The organism is Amycolatopsis sp. NPDC023774, assembly GCF_040639695.1.
GTDB lineage: Bacteria > Actinomycetota > Actinomycetes > Mycobacteriales > Pseudonocardiaceae > Amycolatopsis.
Map to the genome: position 1 here is coordinate 1 of NZ_JBFAAJ010000002.1, position 20,763 is coordinate 20,763.

Below are 20,763 nucleotides of genomic sequence, written 5' to 3' on the forward strand. Positions count from 1 at the left end.
AGGTACTCGCAGTATTGCTCGACCTGGGACACCGGATGCAGCAACGGGCGCTTGACACTCGGCACGGTGCACAGTCGCGGCTCGTCCGGGTCGGCGGCCGCGGTGCTCCACTGCTTGAGTTCCACGACCACGTACGAGGACCGGCCGGTCTCCGGATGGACTCCGGCGAGGACCACGTCGGCGCGCAGGCTGGACAACGGCAACTGGTATTCAATGAGCATCTCGACGTCACCGAGGCCGCATTCGACCAGCTCTTGGGCGAGCACAGGCAGGCTCATCCGCCAGGATCGCCGCTCCGACTCGGAGGGCCGGAACCCGTACTTGATCGCGAACTGGGTAGTCAGCTGGTCTGCAAGAGTTCCGCCGACGGCGAGTTGCTGGATGCTCTGCGCGGACCGGGAGATCAGGAACGAAGACAGAGAAACACTCCTATACATGGGTGGCGTGTCCGCGGGCAAGCCCGTGGAAGCCAGTCGGCTGTATGCGGATCACGCTATCGGATGTCAAACGCAGTGTTGCCGCCGACGCGCCGGAGGTCGGCTAAACGAGGGTACGGAAGGAGCCCTCGACTTCGTAGATCACTTTCACCTGCTGCGAGTGCAGCACGTCAACGATGCTCGGTGCCGGACGGGCCGGGAGCAGGCGCGCCAGCGTGGCGTCGGGCGCGAGATGGTGGCGGTAGTCGAGGAGCTGGCCGAGTGCCATGCGGACGCTTTCTCGCGTGTTGGATGCCTTCGCTTCGATGAGCGTGTTCGTCTCGTAGTCGAACAGGTCGCACACGAGCCGTTCGCCGGTGGGCAACAGCGCGCTGAGACAGTTCAGGGCCCGACCGACGAATTCCGTGTACCGCTTCACGAGCTTCGCTTCGGGGAAGTCCACCACGCGAGTCCCGGGGCGGCCGGCCGCGGTCGTTTTCTCCGGGATGCTCCCTGCCGGGCGTGAGGTCACCACTGTTTCGGTCGGCGCGACGGTGCTGGTCCGACCTCGGTGGTCCGCTGGTCGTTCGATCACCGCCCACTCGGCAGGCTCGAGCAGAGTCGGATTCGCCGCGTAGGTCATGCGGATGATCCGTGCGTTGGCGAAGGCCGGGTCCGAGGTCAGTTCTTGCTTCGTGAGCGGGTGGTCGAACAGGAAGCGGTCGAAGCGCACATCGACGACGTGGCGTAGGGCCGGCCGCTGTGCCCAGTATTCGTCGAAGTCCTCAGTTTGGTAAGGCTCTGATGTGACAGTGCCCAGGGCATGGACTCCCGCGTGCGCGCCGGAGATCCACAGGGCGAATCGGTCCCCGGTGCGCAGGTCGTTGAGGTGCTGGGCGACAGACCAGGTGGTCACGCGCTCCTCCAGGTTCTCCCACCAGGACCACACGTCCCACTTCTTCGGGTTGCACACCAAGACCCAGTGCCTTGGCTGGCGGGTCTCGCGAGTTGTGACCAGGTCGTCGGCCAGAGCATGCCTCTCGGCGGGCACCAGCGTGATGCCGCGCAACGGTGCTCTCATGCCCAGCGGTTTCAGCACCTGGTCAGCAGGGATCGGTCGTTGGAACTCGCGGACTCCGCCGAGTGCCATGACGTGTTCCGACGTGGCACCCTCGTCGTCGGTGCCCCACACTGACTCCGCCAGCGCGCGATTGCGGAAGAGGCCGACAATGGTGGCCTCAGCGAAGAACGCCATGTCCGCGTAGAACAGCACTCGGTCACCGACGGCGCGGTCGCGCAGCGCGACCGCCTTGGCGTTACCGGTCCAGTTCGTCGGGGTAGCGCCCCAGAGCTTGGCCACACCGTCCGGGTACAGCGCCTCGAGCGCTCCTAGGCCGACGCCAAGGGCGTCGGCGTGATCAGCGATGCGCACGCCGCGCCGCACAGAGCGCTCGAAGTTGACTGGGCCGTTGACCTGGGCGGTGCCGCGGGGCTGCAGCACCAACTGCCTGTCACTCATGAGAGGCACGATAGCGAGAGCCACCGACAAAGAAGGGCGTGATCAGGAAGCGGAGACGGCCCGAATCACTCGGCTCGCCAGGAGCACTTGGCAGAGCCGAGAGCCGCGTTGAGGTTCGCCCAGAGCAGCGGGATCCGTTCACCTGCGGGTTCAGCCCCGTCGTTCGCTGAGCCAGGCGATGTGCCCACCTGGCGGAGTGAAAACCAGGCACCCTCCGGTTTATGCTGGTCAGTCAGCTGAGGGAGGTCCATACGTGTCGACGCTCGTTCGGTACGCACCACACTGTGGCGAGGAACGACTTCTTGATCTCGCGAAGCTAAACGCTGTGGATTTCGCACTGATCTCCTCATTGCACGGGCAAATCGATCGTAAAGATCAGATTTTGCTGTGTCAGCAGGCCTTGGATCGAGAGAGGCGAAACGGTACCGGCGACGACGGTGCTGCGATGTACATCAAGAAGATCCGCGATCGCTACTGGGCCGTGCACTTCCCCGGAAGTGACTGCGTCGCCGAGCACGCGGTCGAACATGAGTCCGACGAGCACCGCTACCAGAAGGACTATTGGCAACGCGCCGCAGAGGATGCGGGCTTCAACGTCACACAGGAGCGCAGCACCGGGCACGGCACGATCCTCGACGTCGCCATCGAAGGCCCCCGGCGTACCGGCGTCGAGGTTCAGCGCTCGTCGATCCAAACCAGGTCGGTGAAGACCCGAACGACGAAGTCGTTCCGAGCGGGCTGGCTGCCGGTGTGGTTCCTTGATTCCGACCGGCGGTCGCCGTGGTTCTTCGAGGTTCCGACAGTCGGCAGCAACCCGCGCCCGTGGAGTTCGATGCCGCCGCGGCGTGCTGCCACCGCGATCGGCCCTCGTCGATTGGTCGCGACGCGCTGCACGATCGCCAACATGGACACATGCCCTGCAGCTGCCGGCAAGAAGCCGAAACGACCGTGCGGGCAGTTCCATCCCATCCCGGAGCCCTGGGGAGGGCTGACCGTCGACGACGTCGCCGGCATGGTCCCCGCCCGGGAGATCGTCCCGATCCGCGACCTGCGAGGCGACGTCCGCCTTATCCCCCACGCCGATCTTGAGCTGTTCCGCGAACTCACGGGGACGTTTGGCGAGTACGAGCCCGACACCCGGGCCCGGCGAGGTAGCCGAGCGCCGCGTACGACCGCGTGCGCCAACCCTCACACCTCGCCGGCTCCGGCCGCCGAGGCCAAGGTGTGCTCGAAATGCAGTCGTTCGCAAGCCGGTCCGGGCGGAGTTCTGTGCGCGCGGTGCTACGACGCGATCGCCGGTCTGCCAGCGCGAGTGTCGTACGACCTTGCCAAACCACTTCGGAAGTGATACTGGAACGCCATCGCGGCCCCGTTGACGAAGCACCACTTTTCGGGGCCATGAGCCGAACTCACGCGACTGTAGCTCATAGTCGGCTGCAGGCGTCTTTGGTTGGCGCGTCGTACCGCTCTGGTAGATATGGATCATGCTCTACGGGGGACGGGTCGAGGCGATCCATGCCGAACTGACGGCTTCGACAGCCGAATTCGTAACACGAGTCGCCGACGAGTTCGAGAAGGTGTCTGGAGCACCGCCCTCGCGGTCGGAAAAGCGGAGCTGGGAACGTAGCTGGCTGCCGTTGCTTGAGGCGCTCGTCGAGGCCGGGCTCGGCGGGTTGTGGATGTCGTTGGAGTTCGGGCTGCCGCGCACCGGCGAGCGGGTGGATGCTCTGCTGCTCGGCATGCGTCCAGACGGCGTGCTGGTGACGGTCGTCGTGGAGCTTAAGCAGTGGACGAAAGCCGATGTTGTCGTCGGCGACGGGCTGTGGGTCTATGCGGGCGACCGGGTCGTCGCGCATCCTTCCTGGCAGGTCGCCGGGTACGAGCACTACCTCCGCGAATGGGTGGACCCGGAGCCGCGCGAGTTCGAGGTTCGCGGGGCGGTGGTGCTGCACGACGCGCCCGCGGGGCTGGTCGCCGAGCTCGTGCAAGCCGTTGCCGGCATGGCGAGCTGTAGGACAGTGTCGCTGCTCGGGCAGGACGACCTTCGCGGGACGAAAGACGAGCTGGCGAAGCGCCTTGGCTGCGCAGATCTCACTCCGCCTGCGGAGGCCGAGATCAAGTGGTTCCTGGCGCTGCCGCACCGCCCGTCCGCCGCGCTGTTTGACGAACTGCAGCGCGTGCTCGCTGTCGACTCGCGCTTCCGGCTCATCGGACGCCAACAGGACGCGTATGCCGCACTGCTGGAGGCGATCAGTGACGCCGCCCACCAGGGCACCCGTCGCGTGGTCGCCGTGCGGGGCGGCCCCGGCACCGGGAAGACGGTGATCGCGGCGCGACTGCTCGCAGAGATACCTGGCTACGTGCGCCCGAGCGGCATCGACTGCACCGCGCAGTTCCTGACGCCGACTAAGACTCTGCGCAGCCAGCTCATTCGCGCCGCGGCCGGGCACACCGGGAAGGGATTGTTCAGCTTCGTCGAAGCCTGGAAACCGCGTGCTGGGGGCATGGAAGTAGCCATCGTCGACGAAGCCCAACGGATCAACATGGCTCGGCACAACTTGAAGAGAGTCATGCAGAAAGCCGCAGTGACGGTGGTGTTCTTCGACGAGCGGCAGGTGATCCGCCCGACGGAGGGCTTCACCGTCGCCGAGTTGCGCAGCTTCGCCGACTCCGCTGGCGTCACGCCGGCACCAGTGGAAGTTGACCTCCAGGCGCAATTCCGATGCGGCGGGTCACAGCGTTACCAGAACTGGTTGGGTTCGGTGTTGAGCCAGAGCAAGGCTGAGGTGCGCTGGCCGGTCGACGCTGACTACGACTTCGGGGTAGCGGAAGACCCGAAGGCCCTGCAGGCCTGGCTCGACAAGCACAATGCCGACGGCCGCCGCGCGCGAATGACCGCCGGGTTCTGCTGGGAGTGGACCAAGACGACATCGTCGCAACCGCTGGTAGACGACGTGAAGGTCACCTGGACGGACGCGCGGGGCGTGAACCGCGAGTGGCGGCGACCCTGGAACGCCGCGACGCAGGTCCTCGACGCCGAACGTCGGCCGGTCGCGCCCGAAAGCGTCTACTGGGCCACCGACGACGGCGGCGAAGGCCAGGTCGGCTGCATCTACACCGCGCAAGCCATGGAATACGAATACGGCGGGGTCATCATGGGTCGCGACCTGGTCTGGCGCGACGGTGGCTGGGTAGCAATTCCAGACAAGAACGTAGACCCAGCGTTCAAGAAGGCCGGCCTCACTCCGGAGCAGTACCTGCCGCTGGCGCTGAACATCTACTGGGTGCTGATGACGAGGGCCAGCCGGGGTTGCCGGGTTTACTCGGTGGACGAGCAGACTCAACAGCATCTTCGGACCCTGGTTCCCGGGCGGGCCAGCTGAACGACGATGTTGCTCCTGGACGGGGGCAGTGTGTAGCGGAAATGCTGGTGTCCCCGATGTTGACGTGAGGACCGCCGCCAGCGGACTCGCGCAGCAAGTTGCACGGCGCGTACGTAGGCCAGAGAAGTCCGGATTCGCGGCGTCGACGGACGCCCGACAGCGCAGTTGACCAGCCAGCGCGTCCGCGGACGATCTTGCTCGTTAACCACGACACTATCGCTGGCCGGGCAATCTTGATTCTGCGCCACAATGCAGGCGAGCTGACGAGGCAGTGGCACGGTCGCCCCGCATCATCACGTCGCGCGAACAGCGATATTTCGTCGCTGACCTCGCACCTCGCTCTCGGGCGTCGCCGAATTCAGTACCGCACGTCAACCACGGACCCCACTCCTAGTACTACAGGGCTGGATCCCTAGCACCTGGAGTCGGAGGCGTCGTCTGAAGTGGCTTCGTCGTGTGTCTGTCCGGCGTAAGGGTGATATGCCAGTATCAGGCGTGATGGAGGCGGTTTGCTCGACATGACTGGCTCTGGCGGTCGCAGCCGCCCCCGGGTCGTCCGGTCGGCGATTCGATCGCCATGTGCTGCACATGCACAGCGCGACCATCGACGCGCGCCACCCGCCTGCCGGGCCTCGCACCGCTCCCTGCCAGCTCGTATCATCGAGCGGTTAACAGGCCGCTGAGGAGTCTTCCCGTGTCAGGCAACACCAAGACCGCCTTGATCGATCGCGAGGGCCTTGGGCTCTTCCAGCGTGCCGTCACCCGGGACCTGGGGTGGATCTTCCGCGAACAGACCGTCGTCGACCAGGGCATCGACGGCCACGTCGAGATCGCCGACGAGGACGGGCGAGGCACCGGACGCCTTATCGCTGTGCAGATCAAGTCCGGGCCTTCGCACTTCAGGCGCGTCAAAGGTGGTTGGGCCTTCTACTACGACGAAACGAAACGCCGCTTGTGGCTGGGACACGCACTCCCGGTAATGGTGGTTTTCATCGACCTGGAAACCGACGCCATCTACTGGCAACGGATCCACACCTCAGTCGAGCGGCGCACCGGGAAGCGCTACGCCGTCACGGTGCCCGACCATCAGACGCTGAGTGCCGCTACCGAGCGTTGGCTCCTGGCTGCGAGCGGTATGGAGCAGCGAGCCGTCGAGCGGTATGAGTCCAACCTCGAACTCCTGCCGCCGCCTGTCCGCCGGCTGCTCGAGGACGAGCCAGCCGATCACGTCCAACGTGCTCTCGTCGCACAGCATCTGGCCGAAGGCCGGGCAAACCCCGCCGGAACTGCACAGGCGTTGATCTCCACGAGACCGTTCTGGATGCGGGCTTCGAACGCATGGCCATGGCGAGCGTTGGCATCATTCTGTTCTCACCACGACACCATGGCCGAGAGCTCCGCGGCGTGGGAGATCGCCGCCGAAGATGGCGGCGCCGAGGCCGGGAGTCGCCTAGCCGCCGCGGCCGCCAACATCGCCGCGGTGGATCGGACGCGAGCAGCCGAACTGCTGGAGGAGGCCCGTCGACGCGGCGGCGCTGAGGTGGCTGTGGCAGTCGTCGAGGCGATTCTGGAGGTACCAAGAGACGATCCCTCGCCGTGGCGCACCGAGGCCGTCCTGGCCGCGGCAGGTGCGGAGGCGAACACGAACTCGACGGTCCAGCACTTTCTCACCGAACAGGCGCTCCGGAGTGACGACCTCCCGAGAGCTGCGCGTCAGGCCGAACGAACGCTGGAGCTTGAACCGGATAATGCTGCGGCCATGGCCAATGTTGCGTTGATTTGCGCGCGACGGTCTGAAACCGCCGAAGCCCAGGCCGGAGACCTGACCCGCGCCGCCGAACTGCTGAAGGCAGCGGTCATCCAGCGTCGACAATGGAGCGGTGAAACCCGAGGCATCCTGGCGCTGCTGGCCCGGGTGCTGATGATCAGAGGCCAGTTCGGCGCCGTCCTGAACATGCTTCTCCCGGCGCCGCTGGGAACTGCGAACGCCGACGAGGCCGACGATCCGGCCCTGCGACGCCTTGCCCTCACCGCTGCGCACGGGTCCGGTGACAGCGAACTTATCGCGTCGATCGAGGCGGCGATGACCGACAGCGTGGAGGATCGAATCGCCCGCCTCCGGCTCGGCCTCCTCGATATGTCAGCTGCCGAGACTGAAGTGCTTTGGACAGCTCACCTTGCACGTGCACGAGCTGATCACGACGGCGAAGCGGCCGTCATGGCAACCCACCGGCTCGCAGCATTGGGCGTCGACGCATCAGCACAACTCGATGAGCTCATCCGAGCCGGATCCCTCCCGCCAGGAACAAACCGTTTGCCCAGGGCCATCGCCACATTCCGCCGCAACACGGCGGAAGGCCTTTCCCTTCTGCGCTCACTCTCGACCGAAGATCCCGCGGCGGCCGAGCAACTCGTCCACGCCCTGATCGAGGTGGGTCGCCCTGAGGAAGCAATAGCAGCCAGCGCGTCGGCAGCCCAGCGTTTTCGCTCTCCTAGATTCCTCACCCTTCGCGCGCTGCTCGTCTTCCAGCACGCGACGGCCGACCAAGCTGACCGGGCGTTGCAGGAGGCGTTGCAGACTGAGGACCGCCCTGCGGAACGAGTTGAGCTGGCTACCCGGCTTGCCGACATCGCCGCCAGAGCCCAGGACTGGGCACGGGCGGAGTCGACTCTGGCCCAGGTAGTCGCCGGCCAGGCGCCGCCGCCCGACGGGGTGGTGTGGAACCTGGTTCGTGCCCAATTGAACAGCGGCGGAGACGTCCGCGCCGCAGCGACTGTAATCCGTCACCAGCCCAGAGTCAGGTCCGGGGAGGAAGCAAAGCTTTGGGCACAGGCGATGGTTTACATCGCGTGGGATGACGAACTTGCCGAAAAAGCTATCGCGCTTGCTTCGGACTTCGCCGACAACGCGCAGCTGGCGACCTTTTTACTCTCCCACCTGGTGACCGCCACCCGCGGCGCCGCCCCCGAGAACGACGGCGAGTACGCGGACGCCCCTGATCCAATCCCGGATCCGCCGGATGATCGGCCAGTTGTCCAAGGCGACCTGCACCGGCGGGCGTTCGAACTCCTCAACACGCTTTACGAGACCCACGGCGAAGCCACGGGGCTGCGGATCCTTTCCACGGCCTCTCCCGAGGATTTGCTCTCTCGGGTTGAGGCGATCGTTCGCCGACCGGACCAAACGGACCTGACCGGTCTGGCCGAGCAGGTAGCCCGCGCCCAGGTACCTGCGGGCATGCTCGCCCTCAGCGTCGGCCGTAGCTACACGTCGGCGCTGGTTCAGCGGGCCGCTGGCCTGCTGGTCGCCGTCGCTGCTGGTGACGACGAGCATCAGGCCGAGGTGGACGCGGCGTCGTTATCAGCAGGCAGGCCCGCTGTCGTCGACATCTCCACTTTGCTGTTGCTGTCCCAGCTCACGGACGCCGATGCCGTGTCCGGACAGGTCGGCGACCTGATCCTCGCTCTCCCAGCCCACCACGACGTGCTGCGTGCTGCGCTCCAAGCACGCACCCTCGCCGGAAGCTTCGGTAGTTTGGGGTCCAGCGCAGCAACCGGGAGCTTGACGTTCTACGAGCGCAACGAGGAGCACTACCAGTTCGTCCGGGACCGCACGGCCGCCGTCGAGGCGCTCGCGCGGCGTTGCTCCATCCGGCCCGTCGGTCCCACTTCCGTGTTCGGCGACAACTCCGAACGCGCGCGAGCCGTGCCGTGGCTGGCCGCAATCGATGTCGCCGCCCAGGAGGGCCTGCCCTTGTGGTGCGATGATCTCGCAGTGCGCAGACTGGCCCGGAGCGCTGGCGTCTCGTGCTTTTCCACCATGGCCATGGCCGAAGTACTACGCGACACCCGGCTCGAGTTAGCGCACACCCCGGACGAGATCGACGCGGTAATCGACGCCGCCGCCCGGACGGTGGGCGAGCTCCACGCTGAACTCGTGGTCGACCTGCCGGTGACGCTCGAACAGCTCCTCGAGCAGGCCGAGGCGGACGGTTGGGTACCAGCCGCGGCCGGCCTTGCTATAGAACGTCCCTCTTGGTGGGGATGGCAGGACGATCCGCTCGGCCTGCTGATGAACCGGCTGTACCCGGCCGTACGCGAAGCCGCGCCGGCTCAGCTGCCGAACTGGCATCGTGCGGCCATGCTCGGCGCCGCCCGCGCCCAGCCGACACCGGCCGAGCAGTGTCAGGCCCTCGCGAACTTGGCCTTGCTCGGCTGGGAACTTGAGCCGGCATTCGATGATCTAGTTGGGGGATTCCGGACGGCGCGGCAAATCGCCGCCGCTCTCGGCGACATCGGCGACCCTCTTGAAGTGCTACCCGTGGCGCGCAGTGTTCTGGCGGAGAACGGGATCACTCGTTCGGATCAAGTGGTTCGGGATCTAACTGCGACGTTAGGAGCTGAGGCCGGCATCGTGGCCAAGTAGAGGCTCCGATGGCTGCGTCCCCGCGTTGGCGGTGATGCCCCCGTCGTGGACGTCGCCGCCAACTCAGACCGTGTGCTCCTCCGCGGGTGCAGGGAGCGCTTGGTGTTCTTCTCCGCTCGATTCTGGGATGACGACCTATGTCGCGCTGACGACCGTCGTGGTCGTCTCACGCACGCTTTCGAGGTCGTTGGCGCGACAGTGGTCGTGTTCGATGCCGTTGCCGTCGTGTTCTGAACTCATGGAGCTATTGGACAGCTGATATCCAGGATGTACGGCACGATCAGGAAACCGGCCTCAGCCGCCTGCCGGGCCTGCTCGTCGAGTTCATGCGCTAAGGCCGCGACATCTGCTGCTTTGGTCCGCGACCAGCCAGCTGGGCGTTGATCTGGGGTGATCCAGTAGACGAGGTAGATGCCGTGCCGGCGGTTCTTGGGTTTCAGGTATCGGTCGATCAGCTGGTTCTTCATGGCAGTCATGAGTTCCCGGTTGTCGACGCGCTTCGCTTCGACGAAGACTCGGGCCTTGTCGCCGTCCATCGTCTTGGTGGTTGCGGTCAAGTCGATGCGGGTGCCGACGCCGCGGTTTCTGCGTCTGACCTGGACTTCGCGGTCGATGATCAACTCGTCGAGGCGCTCGTCGAGCCTACGTTCGAGCCAGTCGGACACGTCGTCCTCGGTCTGCGGCAGGCGGTTGTCCCAGATCTCTCGCCAAGCACTCGCCAGGTAGTGCTGGAGCTCGTCGAGCTGCTGCAGCAGGACGTGCTGAAGGTCGGCGTCATCGCGCACGAGCCGGGCATCGCCAGAGCGGAGTAGGTTCAGCAGTGTGCGAGGCGGCGTCGTCCCCAGCGATAGATCGGCCTGGCGGGCCCGAGCGATCCGGTGGTAATAGGCCAGTGCCTGCTGGTCGGCGTCCGGGCGGTCGTGGCTCAGCGCCGCGAGTTCCTCGCTGCGACCGTTCAGCGCTATTCGCTCGAGGACGTGTCGCCGCAGATCGCGGGCGCGGTGCTGCGGGGTGTACGAGAAGCCGGACTCGAAGGGCGGGTCCTCGGCATAGGGGTGGCTATCGAGCAACAGGCGGGCGGCGACGGCAAGACGCGCCGGGCCGAGCAGGGCGACGTCGAGGTTTTGGACTGCCTCGGCCAGCTCGTCCGGCGGCCGAGGAGCGGCGGCGAGCGTGTCGATCACCGTGTCTGGGTCGAGTCTCGCCAGGTGGGTCCGAGCGTGCGAGGTAAGCGGCGAGTCGGCTTTGATGAGCTGGCGGCAGGTGTCCAAAGCGGTTTCCCTGGGACCGTCCTTGACCAGCAGAGTGAGCAGCTCTGCACCAAGGCCGGTCTCGGTGGGTGTGGCGAGGAGACGCTTGGCGATCGACGGTGCGAGTTCCTTCGCGAGATGGGTGTAGACGGCATGCGGTGTCAACGAACCATTTTCGGCGGCGAGGGCGGCCAGGTGCTCGAGTGCAGCGTCGATCAGCTGCTTCCGTATCTGGGCGGGGACGGCGTCGAGCAGACGGCGGCGCGGCCCGATCGATTCGTCCCCGCCGAACACGGGGGTGGCGACGGTCGACGGCATCCAGCGTGTCCACACCTCGCCGGGCAGACCCTCGAGCAGCTCGGAGAAGTGCTCGGCCAGTGTCGCCATGAGGTACACGCCTGACCAGTCCGGCCACACGACCCCGGAAGTCCACGTTTTCGCCGTCCACCAGGTGCCGGCCGTCGGCCGGTGGGTGTGGAGATAGACGAGGCCCCCGGCGAGGACGAGCCGGCGCTCATCGGTGCCGAGTTCGGCCCAGCCGGGCCGGCTAGTGAGGTCGGGGGCGGTGGCCTCGATGATGTCGTTGCAGTTTCCGGCGTCGTCAGCCAGAAGCCTTGGGATGCGCCACCACGATCCGGGCTCCGCGTCGAGGTTCGCCAACGCGGTACGAAGATCTTCTCGCACGCGCTGCTGTCGAGCAGCGAGCTCACGCTGGTGCTTGTAATCTTCAGCGGCCATACGACGCTGCTGCTGCACCGACTCGTCGTCGATTCGGACTTTAGTGCGAAGAAACGCTGTGGCTTGGTAGCCCGGGTGGTCCGGTGCCAGCTCGAGAACGCGATCCGCAAGGGCCGCAGACGGGCCGTGAAGCAGCTGAGGCAAACAAGTCGCCAACGCGGCTTTCGCCTGCGGCGCTATGAAAGGCAGTGTGTCAAGAAGCCATTCGGCGTCGTCACTGGTGAGTAGCCCTAGAGTCAGGACCGCGTACCAGGTCTCCTCCCCCACGGTCGCGGCGTCAACGGCGAGGGCCCGGCGAAGCTCGGGCGCTCCGCCGGCCCAGGGACGCCGCTCGATTCGGGCCGACAGTCGGTGCCACCGGCCGGAGCGGACCAACGCCACCAGCAGCCTGGCCAACTGACCTTCGACGACGTCGTCGCCAACCTGCTGCCATGCCCGGTCGATCACGCCGGCGCGGAGGTCGTCGAATTGATCATCATCATGAACATCGGTTCGCCACGTGTGTTCGGCCAGCCAAGTGACGAAGGCGGCGACGTCGTGTTCGGGAACGCGGCTGGGCAGCTCCCGTAGGGTCTGGCGGTAACCGCCGTACAGAATCGACCGGTGCGGCCTCAGCGCACGGGTGAGATCAGCGGTGCTCAGTAACTCGGGGTAGAGGGCGTCGATCAACGCGGCGCGGACTTCGTTGTCCGCATCGGGATCGTCGTCATTCGGCACGACGAGCAGTTCGCGCAGGGAGAGCAGCATGTGCTCGTCGCCTAGCTCGGCGACGGCGGCCACGGCCGCGCGGCGCGCATAGGCGACCCATTCCGTCTTCAGTGCGGCGCGCGTCAACGCGGGTGTGATCGCACGGCAGTTGCCGGCGGCGGCCAGCCGGGCGATCCACCAGAGCTGCAGCGCGTTCGCCGGGCCGCGCGCGAGGTACTCGGCCAGCTGTTCGGTCAGCCCGCTGTGCAGCAGGCCGGCCCGGTCGAGCCGCCAATCAGGCTCGGCGTCGTCCCGGGCGGCGGCTTCGAGCAGGCCCTTCACCAGCGCTGCGCGGGCTTCGTCGGACGGCAGCTCGACGACCGCGGCGGTCGAGGCGAACATCGCCGCGTTATCGGTGAACAACCGGGCGACCAGGTCCGGGGCCAGCGCGGCCAGCCAGGACGCGACGCCGATCCGCGCGGTCGGCAGCACGCCATTGGCGTGTACCCCGAGCAGAACCGGGACCTGACCGGCCCGGATCCCTCGCTCAACGAGGTACGCGGCAGCCAGGTACTCAAGGTGACGCTGATGCCGGAACACCACAGAACCCGCTGGCCCGGGGTCGAACAGTGCCGTGTCGAGCACCGCGCGGTAGTCGGCGGGTTCGATCATCCACGCGAGCTGGTCGGGCTCCGCGTCGGATGGGAGTTCCCCGACCGGGAGCGTCGCGCGGTTGCCCACCGGTCCGACGGTGAGTGCCTGGTTCCCGGCGAACATCGCGAAGGCGCCGAGCCGTTGGGCCAGCCGCATCGACCGATCCAACGGCAGCCGTGCCTGCCTACGCTCGTCGGTTTCGCGAAGCAAATACTCGATCTCGAACTTCATCGCGTCCGCCGCACTGCGCGGTAGCTCACGCTGTTCAGACCAGTATCGAGCCACGGCGACGAGCTGGCCGACGCAACCGGCCAACCGCCCCAGCCTGGCCTCGACCAATGCCTCCATGAACGCCACAGCTTCGAATCCCGGCGCATCGACCGTGCGCTCCACAGCCTCCGTCGCGGCACCTCGATCCAGCGGAGCCAGCTTCCAGACGGCGAACTCGGGCAGTTCCTCGAACAACACTCGTCCCAGAACCACGTCCCACGCGGCCGCGCGACAGGCGAGCCGCCAGCGCGTTCCTCGACGGACGGGCGCGGTTAGGTACTGCTGCAGCCATGGCAGCAGGCGCGGCTCAACGGAGGCTGCCTGGTCGAGGCCGTCCAGGTAGATCGCCCCATCATCGAGGCACGCATCGTCCAGCTCCCGCGCGAGCATTTCGATCGTGAGGGCAGCGGTGTCGATTCGCCGCGCGCCCTCCTCGGCTTTGGCCAGCTCGGTGAACGTAACAGTCTTACCCGCGCCGCCCGCGGCGAGCAGCGCGAAACTCGCGGTTTCCGCGTGCAGCTCGGCCACAGGGATCGGCGGCAACGCATCACCGGACCGCCAACCGGGATCCGACAGCGGCAGGAGGAAGCCGTCGTCGTCGAGCAACACCGGCTTCTCCACCGGCACAGCAAGCCGGCGCAACCCGTCAAGAACCACAAGATCTCACTTTCCGATCACCGGCTATAACTATAGGTAGAGAGGTAGCCATCACGTGACGGGCGTCCGCAGCCGCTATTGCACCTGGCACGACGAGGGCCACAGCAAGGACCGGCGGAGGTGCAGAGTCGACGCGGCCGACCGCCACACATCCAGACGCACACCGGGCCAGCGGGCAGCCCGAGTCCGAATCGGCCGCTGGCGCAATGGTTCGCCACCGGCGCCCTGCAGCTGCGGCCCTGACCTGCCGACAGGAGCGGTCTTCGATCGATCGGTCACCCGATTCAGTGAACGTGACCGCCTACCTTTCCGCGAGGGCCAGTTTCTGTCGGAGGTAGCTGCTGGGATCCGCGGTCATGGTGATCGATGCCCTCACCGAGGCAGTAATCCGTTGAAAGCTGTGACCCACGATGGTCTAGGCGACACTGTGTCAACCAAGCGGTGCGCGAGGCGCAGGTGCGCCGGCTGCTGGTTCGAACCCGTCACAACGGCCACAGAGAGACCGGCGCGCCGAGGCCTTGAACCGGAAGCTGAGCGCCCCGTCATAGCTTGCCGGGTGGCCGGAATGCAGCGCGCTGGGCGACGAGTTCAGCAGCCGTGCCCGCGACCCAGCCGAGCCCGGTTACGTGCTCGGTCAGCCGGTCATGTCACGGACGAGTCCAACCCGCGTTCCTCGCGAAACTGGCAGTCGGACGGACTCCGGCCGGTGAATCCAGGAGCGAGAATGCGACGCCGGGCAGCTGGTCCGGCACCGCCTTGATCTGGAGGTGGCCGGTGGCCGCCTGGGACAGGTAGCCGACGGCGACACCGGCGAGCAGGAGCCGTCCGGGCTCGGCCAGCGGATTCCCTTGGCACAACCTGCAACACGGTTCCTGCGGATTGACAGATCCGGCGCAGACAATCAGCGCGAGCACGACGCGCAGAGCGCGTCGCTGCCGGACGGTCTCGTCGTCGATGGCGTCCGAGGTGTCCGGGCTAGCGTCCGGCAGGCGGTGCGCCGCGAGCCGCCCGCCCGTTCGACGCCGGGACCGACAGCTGTCCCGATCGCGGCAGCCGTCACGGTGTGAGTGGACGCGCGGCCGAGAAACAGGTCATGGTTCCGGTGGTAGGTCGGATGTGATGCCCCGTGGCGAATCTGCGGGGAGGATGCGGGTCCGCAGATCGGCACTTAATCGAAGACGACAACCATTTCAACTGAGGTAAGGTGCGCTTCGCGGATAGTCGGTCAGCGGATTCGGAAATGTCCGGCCCCAAATGGTCTAGGCCGGGCCGGGTGATCCAAGTCGTCCGGTGCGGTGGCTCGCCGGCACCGTCGACTACTGACGGTGAAGCGCGCTGCGACATTCCGGCGGCGTTCGTCGTCCTGGCTTGATCGAGAGTGCCGGCTGCTTGATTCTGTCCTACTGCCCACCGAGAGGGGGTGGGCATGGCGATAGGGATGGAATGCGCCCGAACGACCCGAACGCGCGTCGCGACGCGATCAAGCTGGTGCAGTACCTCCATTTCATAGCGGCTTCGACTCGAGCGGACAGCTGTGACCTGAGCGAATTCGAGGATCGATGGTGGTTGTCGGAGCTGCCGCCGGGAGTGCGGCTGCGTTCGGAGCCGGCCGCCGACGGAGTTCTCCTGACCGTGGACCACGTTCCGCCGCCGGCGCCGCCCGTGCTACCGCCGGAGCTCAACGGCCATCTCGACCGCCGAGCGTGGCAGGACGACGACGTCTCCGAGGTCGAGCTGTCCGAGGAGCTAGCAGCGAGGGTCGCCGAGCCCGAGCCGGGAACCGGATTGGCCGCGGCCTACCGCGAGGCCGTGGCCGAGCGGGAACGGTGGCTGGCCGAAGTGGAGGAGGGGCGTACGCAGCGGCAGCTCTACGAGCAGCTACTCGAGATCTCAACGCGGCTGGCCGCCCAGGACGACGAGTACGAGCTGCTGCTGTGCAGCGGCCTGGTTTCCGGTGAGCACGAAAGCGGCCAGCGGGTCTACCGGCATCTGATCGTCAAGCGGATGTTCGCCCGTATCGGCGACGGCCACACGAAGGTAGTGGTGGGCCCGGCCGACGACGCGCCGCTCTCGATGGAGGATCGCCGGTTTCTCGCCCCGCTGCTCGGCGAGCGCCTCGGCCGGGCCGACGAGATCCGCGCAGACATCGAGAGTTCCGATCTGCTGCCGACCGATGAGGGAGTCGGCAAGTGGCTCGGCGACTGGAGCGGCCGGATGCTGCCGGACGCACCACGCTACAGCGACGCTGCCGAGCCCGTGCCAGCCGACCGGGCCGGCGGTCTCGCGGTGTCCGCTTCGCCCGCATTGCTGCTCCGCCGCCGTGACCGCTCCAGTGTGGCCGGTTTCTTGGAGGAGGTGCTGACGAAGCTGCGAGACCCGCAGACCACGGTGCCGCTGGCGCTCGTCCAGATCCTGCACGATCTGACGCCGGAGCAGCAGGACGAGTGGATGGCGACAGCTGGGCACCGGAAGCTCCTCGGCGAGCACCCGCTCTTCGTCAAGCCGTACAACCGGGAGCAGCGGCTGGTGCTGGACCGGGTCCGGCAGGACAACGGAGCGGTCGTCCAGGGGCCGCCGGGGACCGGTAAGACCCACACGATCGCCAACCTGCTGGTGGCGATGCTGGCGGAGGGGCTGCGGGTCCTGGTGGTCAGCCAGCGCGAGCATCCGCTCCGGGTGGTGCGCAGCATGCTGCCGCCGGAACTGCAGAACATGTGCGTCTCACTGGCGGGCGGCAAACGCGGCCGTACGAGCGCGCTGGAAGCGTGCGTGCGGGCGATGTCGGAGTACCTGGCGAGCACGACTGATGAGCAGGCAGCAGCTCGGGTCGAGTCTTGTCGCGAGCGGTGGAACTCGGCCCGGCAAGCGGTGTCCGATGCCGAGGCCGCGCTCGCGGTGTCGCGGGAATCGGAGTACACGGAGCACCCGCCGGTCGCCCCGGGGTACCACGGGCGGCTGGCGGAAATCGCCTCGGCGGTGCAGGAACGGCGCTCGGAGTTCGGCTGGCTGCCGTCGCTTCCCGCGTCGGCGTCAGCGACCTGCCCGCTGGGTGCCCTCGAACTCGCGCAGCTGCTCGCTCTTCTGCGCGCACATCCGGATGGCCCGCGCAGGGCCGACCAGTCGGTGCCGCCCGTCGAACACGTGCATGATCCGGCGCAGATTGCCCAGCTGTTCCGAGATCTCGAGGCACCGGAAGTCGCGCCACGGGTGCGCGACATCGCCGATCGATGCGCCGGGGCCGGGCCGGCTGAGCTCGACGAGTGGCTCAAGGACCTTGACCGGCTGAGGGAGATCCTCCGGCACCTGGGAGAACGTGCCCGGTCCAGCGGCGAACGCTGGCTCGTCGTCGCAGTCGGGGACCTGCTGGCCGGACAGAACCTCAACGCCTGGCGGGAACTTGTCGAGCGCGACCCGTCGGCCGAGCGGCTTTCCGCCCGCTCCCGGAACCCGGTCCTACGGGATGTGGGATTCCCGGGAGCGGATCCCGCAGCACTTCGGGAGCTGCGCGAAGAGGCGGAGGCGTTGGCGAGGGGGCTGCGAGACGGCCAGCCTGTGCGGACTCGGGTGTTTCGCAGCCTCACCGGGCTCGGCCGGGAAACGGCGCACGTCCGAGAGCACTGCACCTACAGGCAGCGCGAGCCGAAGACCGCGGAATCGGCTGCCGCGGTATGGGACCTGCTCGACATTCTGGCCACACTGACCGATCTCGAGCATGCCTGGAGCTTCGTGGTGCCGCTGGAAGCTCCCCCGGCGGATCCGGGCCTGCGGCTGCGCTGGCTCGCTCAGGCCGAAGCCGTGCTGCCGATGCTGGGAGAGTTGGGGAACATCGCCATCCGGCTCCGGTACCGCTTGGCTCAGAAACAGATTCTGGCGGTGCTGACCACGGAGGAGAGCTGGCTCGTCTTCCGCGACGGGGTCGCGCTGGCCCGGGCCAGAATCGACCTCGCGGCGAACGAGGAGTTCCACGCGAAGCTGCTCACGTGGTGGGAGCACATCGCGTCCGCCGCCGACGCCGCACCAGAACTGAAAACTGTCACCGACGCGCTACGCGACCGGGACATCAACGCCTTCCGGACAGCCGTCGCGGGCGTCGAACAGGCCCGGGCGACGATCGAGAGCCATCGGCAGCTGCGGGAGCTGGCGGGGCGACTGGACGACGCTCATCCGGAGTTCCTAGCTGAGCTGAAGGCGTCCGGCCAGGACGAGCGGTGGGGTGAGCGGTGTGCCGCAGCCGAGGAGGCCTGGACATGGGCGGCGGCGGAACGGTTCGTCCGCGGCCAGTACCGGCCTGGGCTCGACGCCGAGCAGGAAGCGGCACTGGTCGCGGCGAAGAAAGAGCTGCGGTCGGCCGCCGAAGAGCTCGCGACGGCGCAGGCATGGGCGAGCTGCCTGTCCACAATGGACTCTTCAGCGCGCCGCGCGCTCCGCTCTTACCCGTACTACGCCCAGCGGCAGGGCGGCCAGGGAAAACATGCCGCCCAGCACCGGAAATCTGCGCGCTCCGCGATCTCCGAGGCGATGCCTGCGGTCCCGGCCTGGGTGATGCCGATCGACAAGGTCGCGGAGCTGCTCCAGGCGGAGCAGAACAGCTTCGACGTGGTGATCGTCGACGAGGCGAGTCAGGCATCGCCGACGTCGTTGTTCTTACTCTGGCTCGCTCCGCGTGTCATCGTGGTCGGCGACGACAAGCAGTGCATGCCGTACTCCAGCACACGCGGGCTCGAATCAGTGTCTGAGCGGCTGAAGGGAGATTTCCCGGACGCGCCGGACCACGTGCGCGAGATGCTGCTCCCGAACGGGAACTTGTACGACATCCTCAGCACGGCGTTCCCGTCGGTGGTTCGGCTCCGGGAGCACTTCCGGTGCATGCCGGAGATTATTTCCTGGTCGTCGAAGGAGTTCTACGACGGGGCCCTGGTCCCGCTGCGCCAACACGGCGCTGACCGGCTCGAGCCCGTCCAGATCCGCTTCGTCCCGAACGGGCAGGCTGCCGGCTCGTCGGACACCCTGGTCAACCGGGCGGAGGCCGAACACGTCGTCGACCTTCTCTCCGAACGCCTGGCCGATCCGGCCTACGACGGCAAGTCCTTCGGCGTAATCGCCATGCAGAGCCCCAAGCAGGTCAAGGTGCTCGACCAGCTGATCCAGAAACGCATCCCGGCTTCGGAGATCGATGCCCGCGATATCCGGGCCGGATCCGCTCAGAGCTTCCAAGGCGACGAACGCGATGTCATGGTGCTCTCGACCGTCGCGGCCGGGCGGACGCAGACACTGCGTGACCACTCGTCGTACGACCGGAGGCTGAACGTGGCGGCCAGCCGGGCCAAGGATCAGCTAGTGATCGTCACCTCGTTGGGGGAGGACCTCGATCCCGAAGACATCCGGCACCGGATGTTCAGCCATTACCAGGAACTGGAGGACACTCCCCTGGAGGTGCTCGACATTTCCCGGATGTCCCCAGAGTGGCTTGCCGCTCCGTTCCGGTCGTTGTTCGTCCAGCGGGTGTATCTGGCGGTCCGCAGCCGCGGTTACGACGCGGACGCCGGCGTGGATATCGGCGGCCGGACGCTCGACATCGTCGTGCACGGGCGGGAACGGTCCGTGGCCGTCATATGCGACGAGTATCGGGGCCTGTCGGCGGAGCGCCGGCATCGGGACGACGAGTCCCTGCGCGAGCTGAGCCGGGCCGGGTGGCCGTTCTGCCGGGTAGTGCACAGCCAGTTCGTCCTGGATCCCGACGAGGCATTGGACGTCGTCTGGGCGGCCCTGGACGCAGAGCAGATCGAAGCAGCGGAGGCGTGAGCGTGCAACCCATCGACGAACAGACCCTGATCGCGGTCGCGGACCTGATCTGCGGCGACGGCTCCGTGTTCTATCGGAAGGCGAGCGACCTGGTGGCGTTCTTTCGGCGAGCCGGATGGGAGGAGGTCCGGGAGTACGACGGGGAAACCCGCAAGTCGTGGACGGTGGCGCATCTCCTGCGCAGGCAGGACGAGCCGGACGCTGTCGAGCAGGTGCTCACCCGGCTGGCGGACCCGCGTGAGTACCAGCACGACCGGGAGTCGGCCGCAGAAGTCCTGGAGAGGCTGAACCACCTGCTCGAGGTGGAGAACCTGCACGTCGAACTGGACGGCGACTTGCGTCCGGTCGTCGCCCCGGGCCGAGCCGCGGCCAAACCGGTGCCGACGGACATCAGCCGGCAGAAGCTGCAGTACGCCATTGAAGAGATCGTCACGGACCAGGCGCTGGTGCCGCTGCTCGAGCAACGCATCGTCGAGATCGACAAGTGCCGGTCGACCGGCTGCTATCTCGCCGCGATGATCCACCTCGGCGGCTTGGTGGAAGGGCTTCTCGTGGACGCGGCGGAGAACCGCCCGATCCCGGACTCGATCTGGGACGAACCGGACGCGAAGGCGCAGCGGGTGCGGCGTGCGCCGGCCGACAAACTGACTCTGCACTCGCTGATCTACGCTGCGCACCGGCTCGGCTGGATCGACACCGACGCCTACAGCATCGCGAGCGGGCTCCGCACGATCCGCAACCTCGTGCACCCCAACGCCCAGCGCAAGGCGCCCGGGCTGGTGCCGGACGAGGACACCGTCGACATGTACTGGCCGGTTTTCATCGGAACGGTCAACGATCTCGGCCGCACTCGCCCCGGCGGACCGGGGAAGCGGGACGGAGGCCCGCCGGCGGATCCGGCTGGACCGTGGGCGCGGCGCAAGCGCTGAGCCGCACGCCTGGCCGAGTTCGAACCCGGCCA

General features: G+C 67.1%; 8 protein-coding genes and 1 pseudogene. 5 read left to right on the plus strand and 4 right to left on the minus strand.

Annotated features, from left to right (window positions below; translation table 11 throughout):
• A pseudogene (locus tag AB0F91_RS05905) lies at positions 1–437 on the minus strand (ATP-binding protein); the annotation flags it as partial.
• Positions 438–540: 103 nt separating this feature from the next.
• Positions 541–1,959, minus strand: coding sequence for an EVE domain-containing protein (locus AB0F91_RS05910; RefSeq protein ID WP_360595198.1), 1,419 nt, complete (start codon positions 1,957–1,959; stop codon positions 541–543).
• 301 nt (positions 1,960–2,260) lie between these two features.
• On the opposite strand from AB0F91_RS05910, the gene AB0F91_RS05915 reads away from it, so the two are divergent.
• From AB0F91_RS05915 to AB0F91_RS05925, 3 genes are all read left to right on the plus strand, one after another.
• Positions 2,261–3,283 carry a hypothetical protein gene (locus AB0F91_RS05915; protein ID WP_360595200.1) on the plus strand — a complete coding sequence of 341 codons (1,023 nt, stop codon included), beginning with the start codon at positions 2,261–2,263 and terminating at the stop codon, positions 3,281–3,283.
• Between the two features lie 136 nt (positions 3,284–3,419).
• Positions 3,420–5,318 carry a DNA/RNA helicase domain-containing protein gene (locus AB0F91_RS05920; RefSeq protein ID WP_360595202.1) on the plus strand — a complete coding sequence of 633 codons (1,899 nt, stop codon included), beginning with the start codon at positions 3,420–3,422 and terminating at the stop codon, positions 5,316–5,318.
• A 694-nt stretch (positions 5,319–6,012) separates the two neighbouring features.
• On the plus strand, positions 6,013–9,744 hold the full coding sequence (locus tag AB0F91_RS05925; protein ID WP_360595204.1) for a DUF4365 domain-containing protein: 3,732 nt from the start codon (positions 6,013–6,015) through the stop codon (positions 9,742–9,744).
• 236 nt (positions 9,745–9,980) lie between these two features.
• On the opposite strand, the gene AB0F91_RS05930 is transcribed toward AB0F91_RS05925, so the two are convergent.
• Both AB0F91_RS05930 and AB0F91_RS05935 read right to left on the minus strand, forming a co-directional pair.
• A complete protein-coding gene (locus tag AB0F91_RS05930; protein ID WP_360595206.1) occupies positions 9,981–13,952 on the minus strand; it encodes a hypothetical protein in 3,972 nt (1,323 codons plus the stop codon).
• A 1,938-nt stretch (positions 13,953–15,890) separates the two neighbouring features.
• A complete protein-coding gene (locus tag AB0F91_RS05935) occupies positions 15,891–16,418 on the minus strand; it encodes a hypothetical protein (protein ID WP_360595208.1) in 528 nt (175 codons plus the stop codon).
• On the opposite strand from AB0F91_RS05935, the gene AB0F91_RS05940 reads away from it, so the two are divergent.
• Both AB0F91_RS05940 and AB0F91_RS05945 read left to right on the plus strand, forming a co-directional pair.
• Positions 16,389–19,802, plus strand: a complete 3,414-nt coding sequence (locus tag AB0F91_RS05940) for an AAA domain-containing protein (protein WP_360595210.1) — start codon at positions 16,389–16,391, stop codon at positions 19,800–19,802. The two genes, AB0F91_RS05935 and AB0F91_RS05940, sit on opposite strands and share 30 nt — an antisense overlap.
• Positions 19,799–20,731: a hypothetical protein gene (locus tag AB0F91_RS05945; RefSeq protein ID WP_360595211.1), complete on the plus strand. Its 933-nt coding sequence runs from the start codon at positions 19,799–19,801 to the stop codon at positions 20,729–20,731. Before AB0F91_RS05940 ends, AB0F91_RS05945 begins: the two co-directional genes overlap by 4 nt.
• The last annotated feature ends 32 nt before the right edge of the window (positions 20,732–20,763 follow it).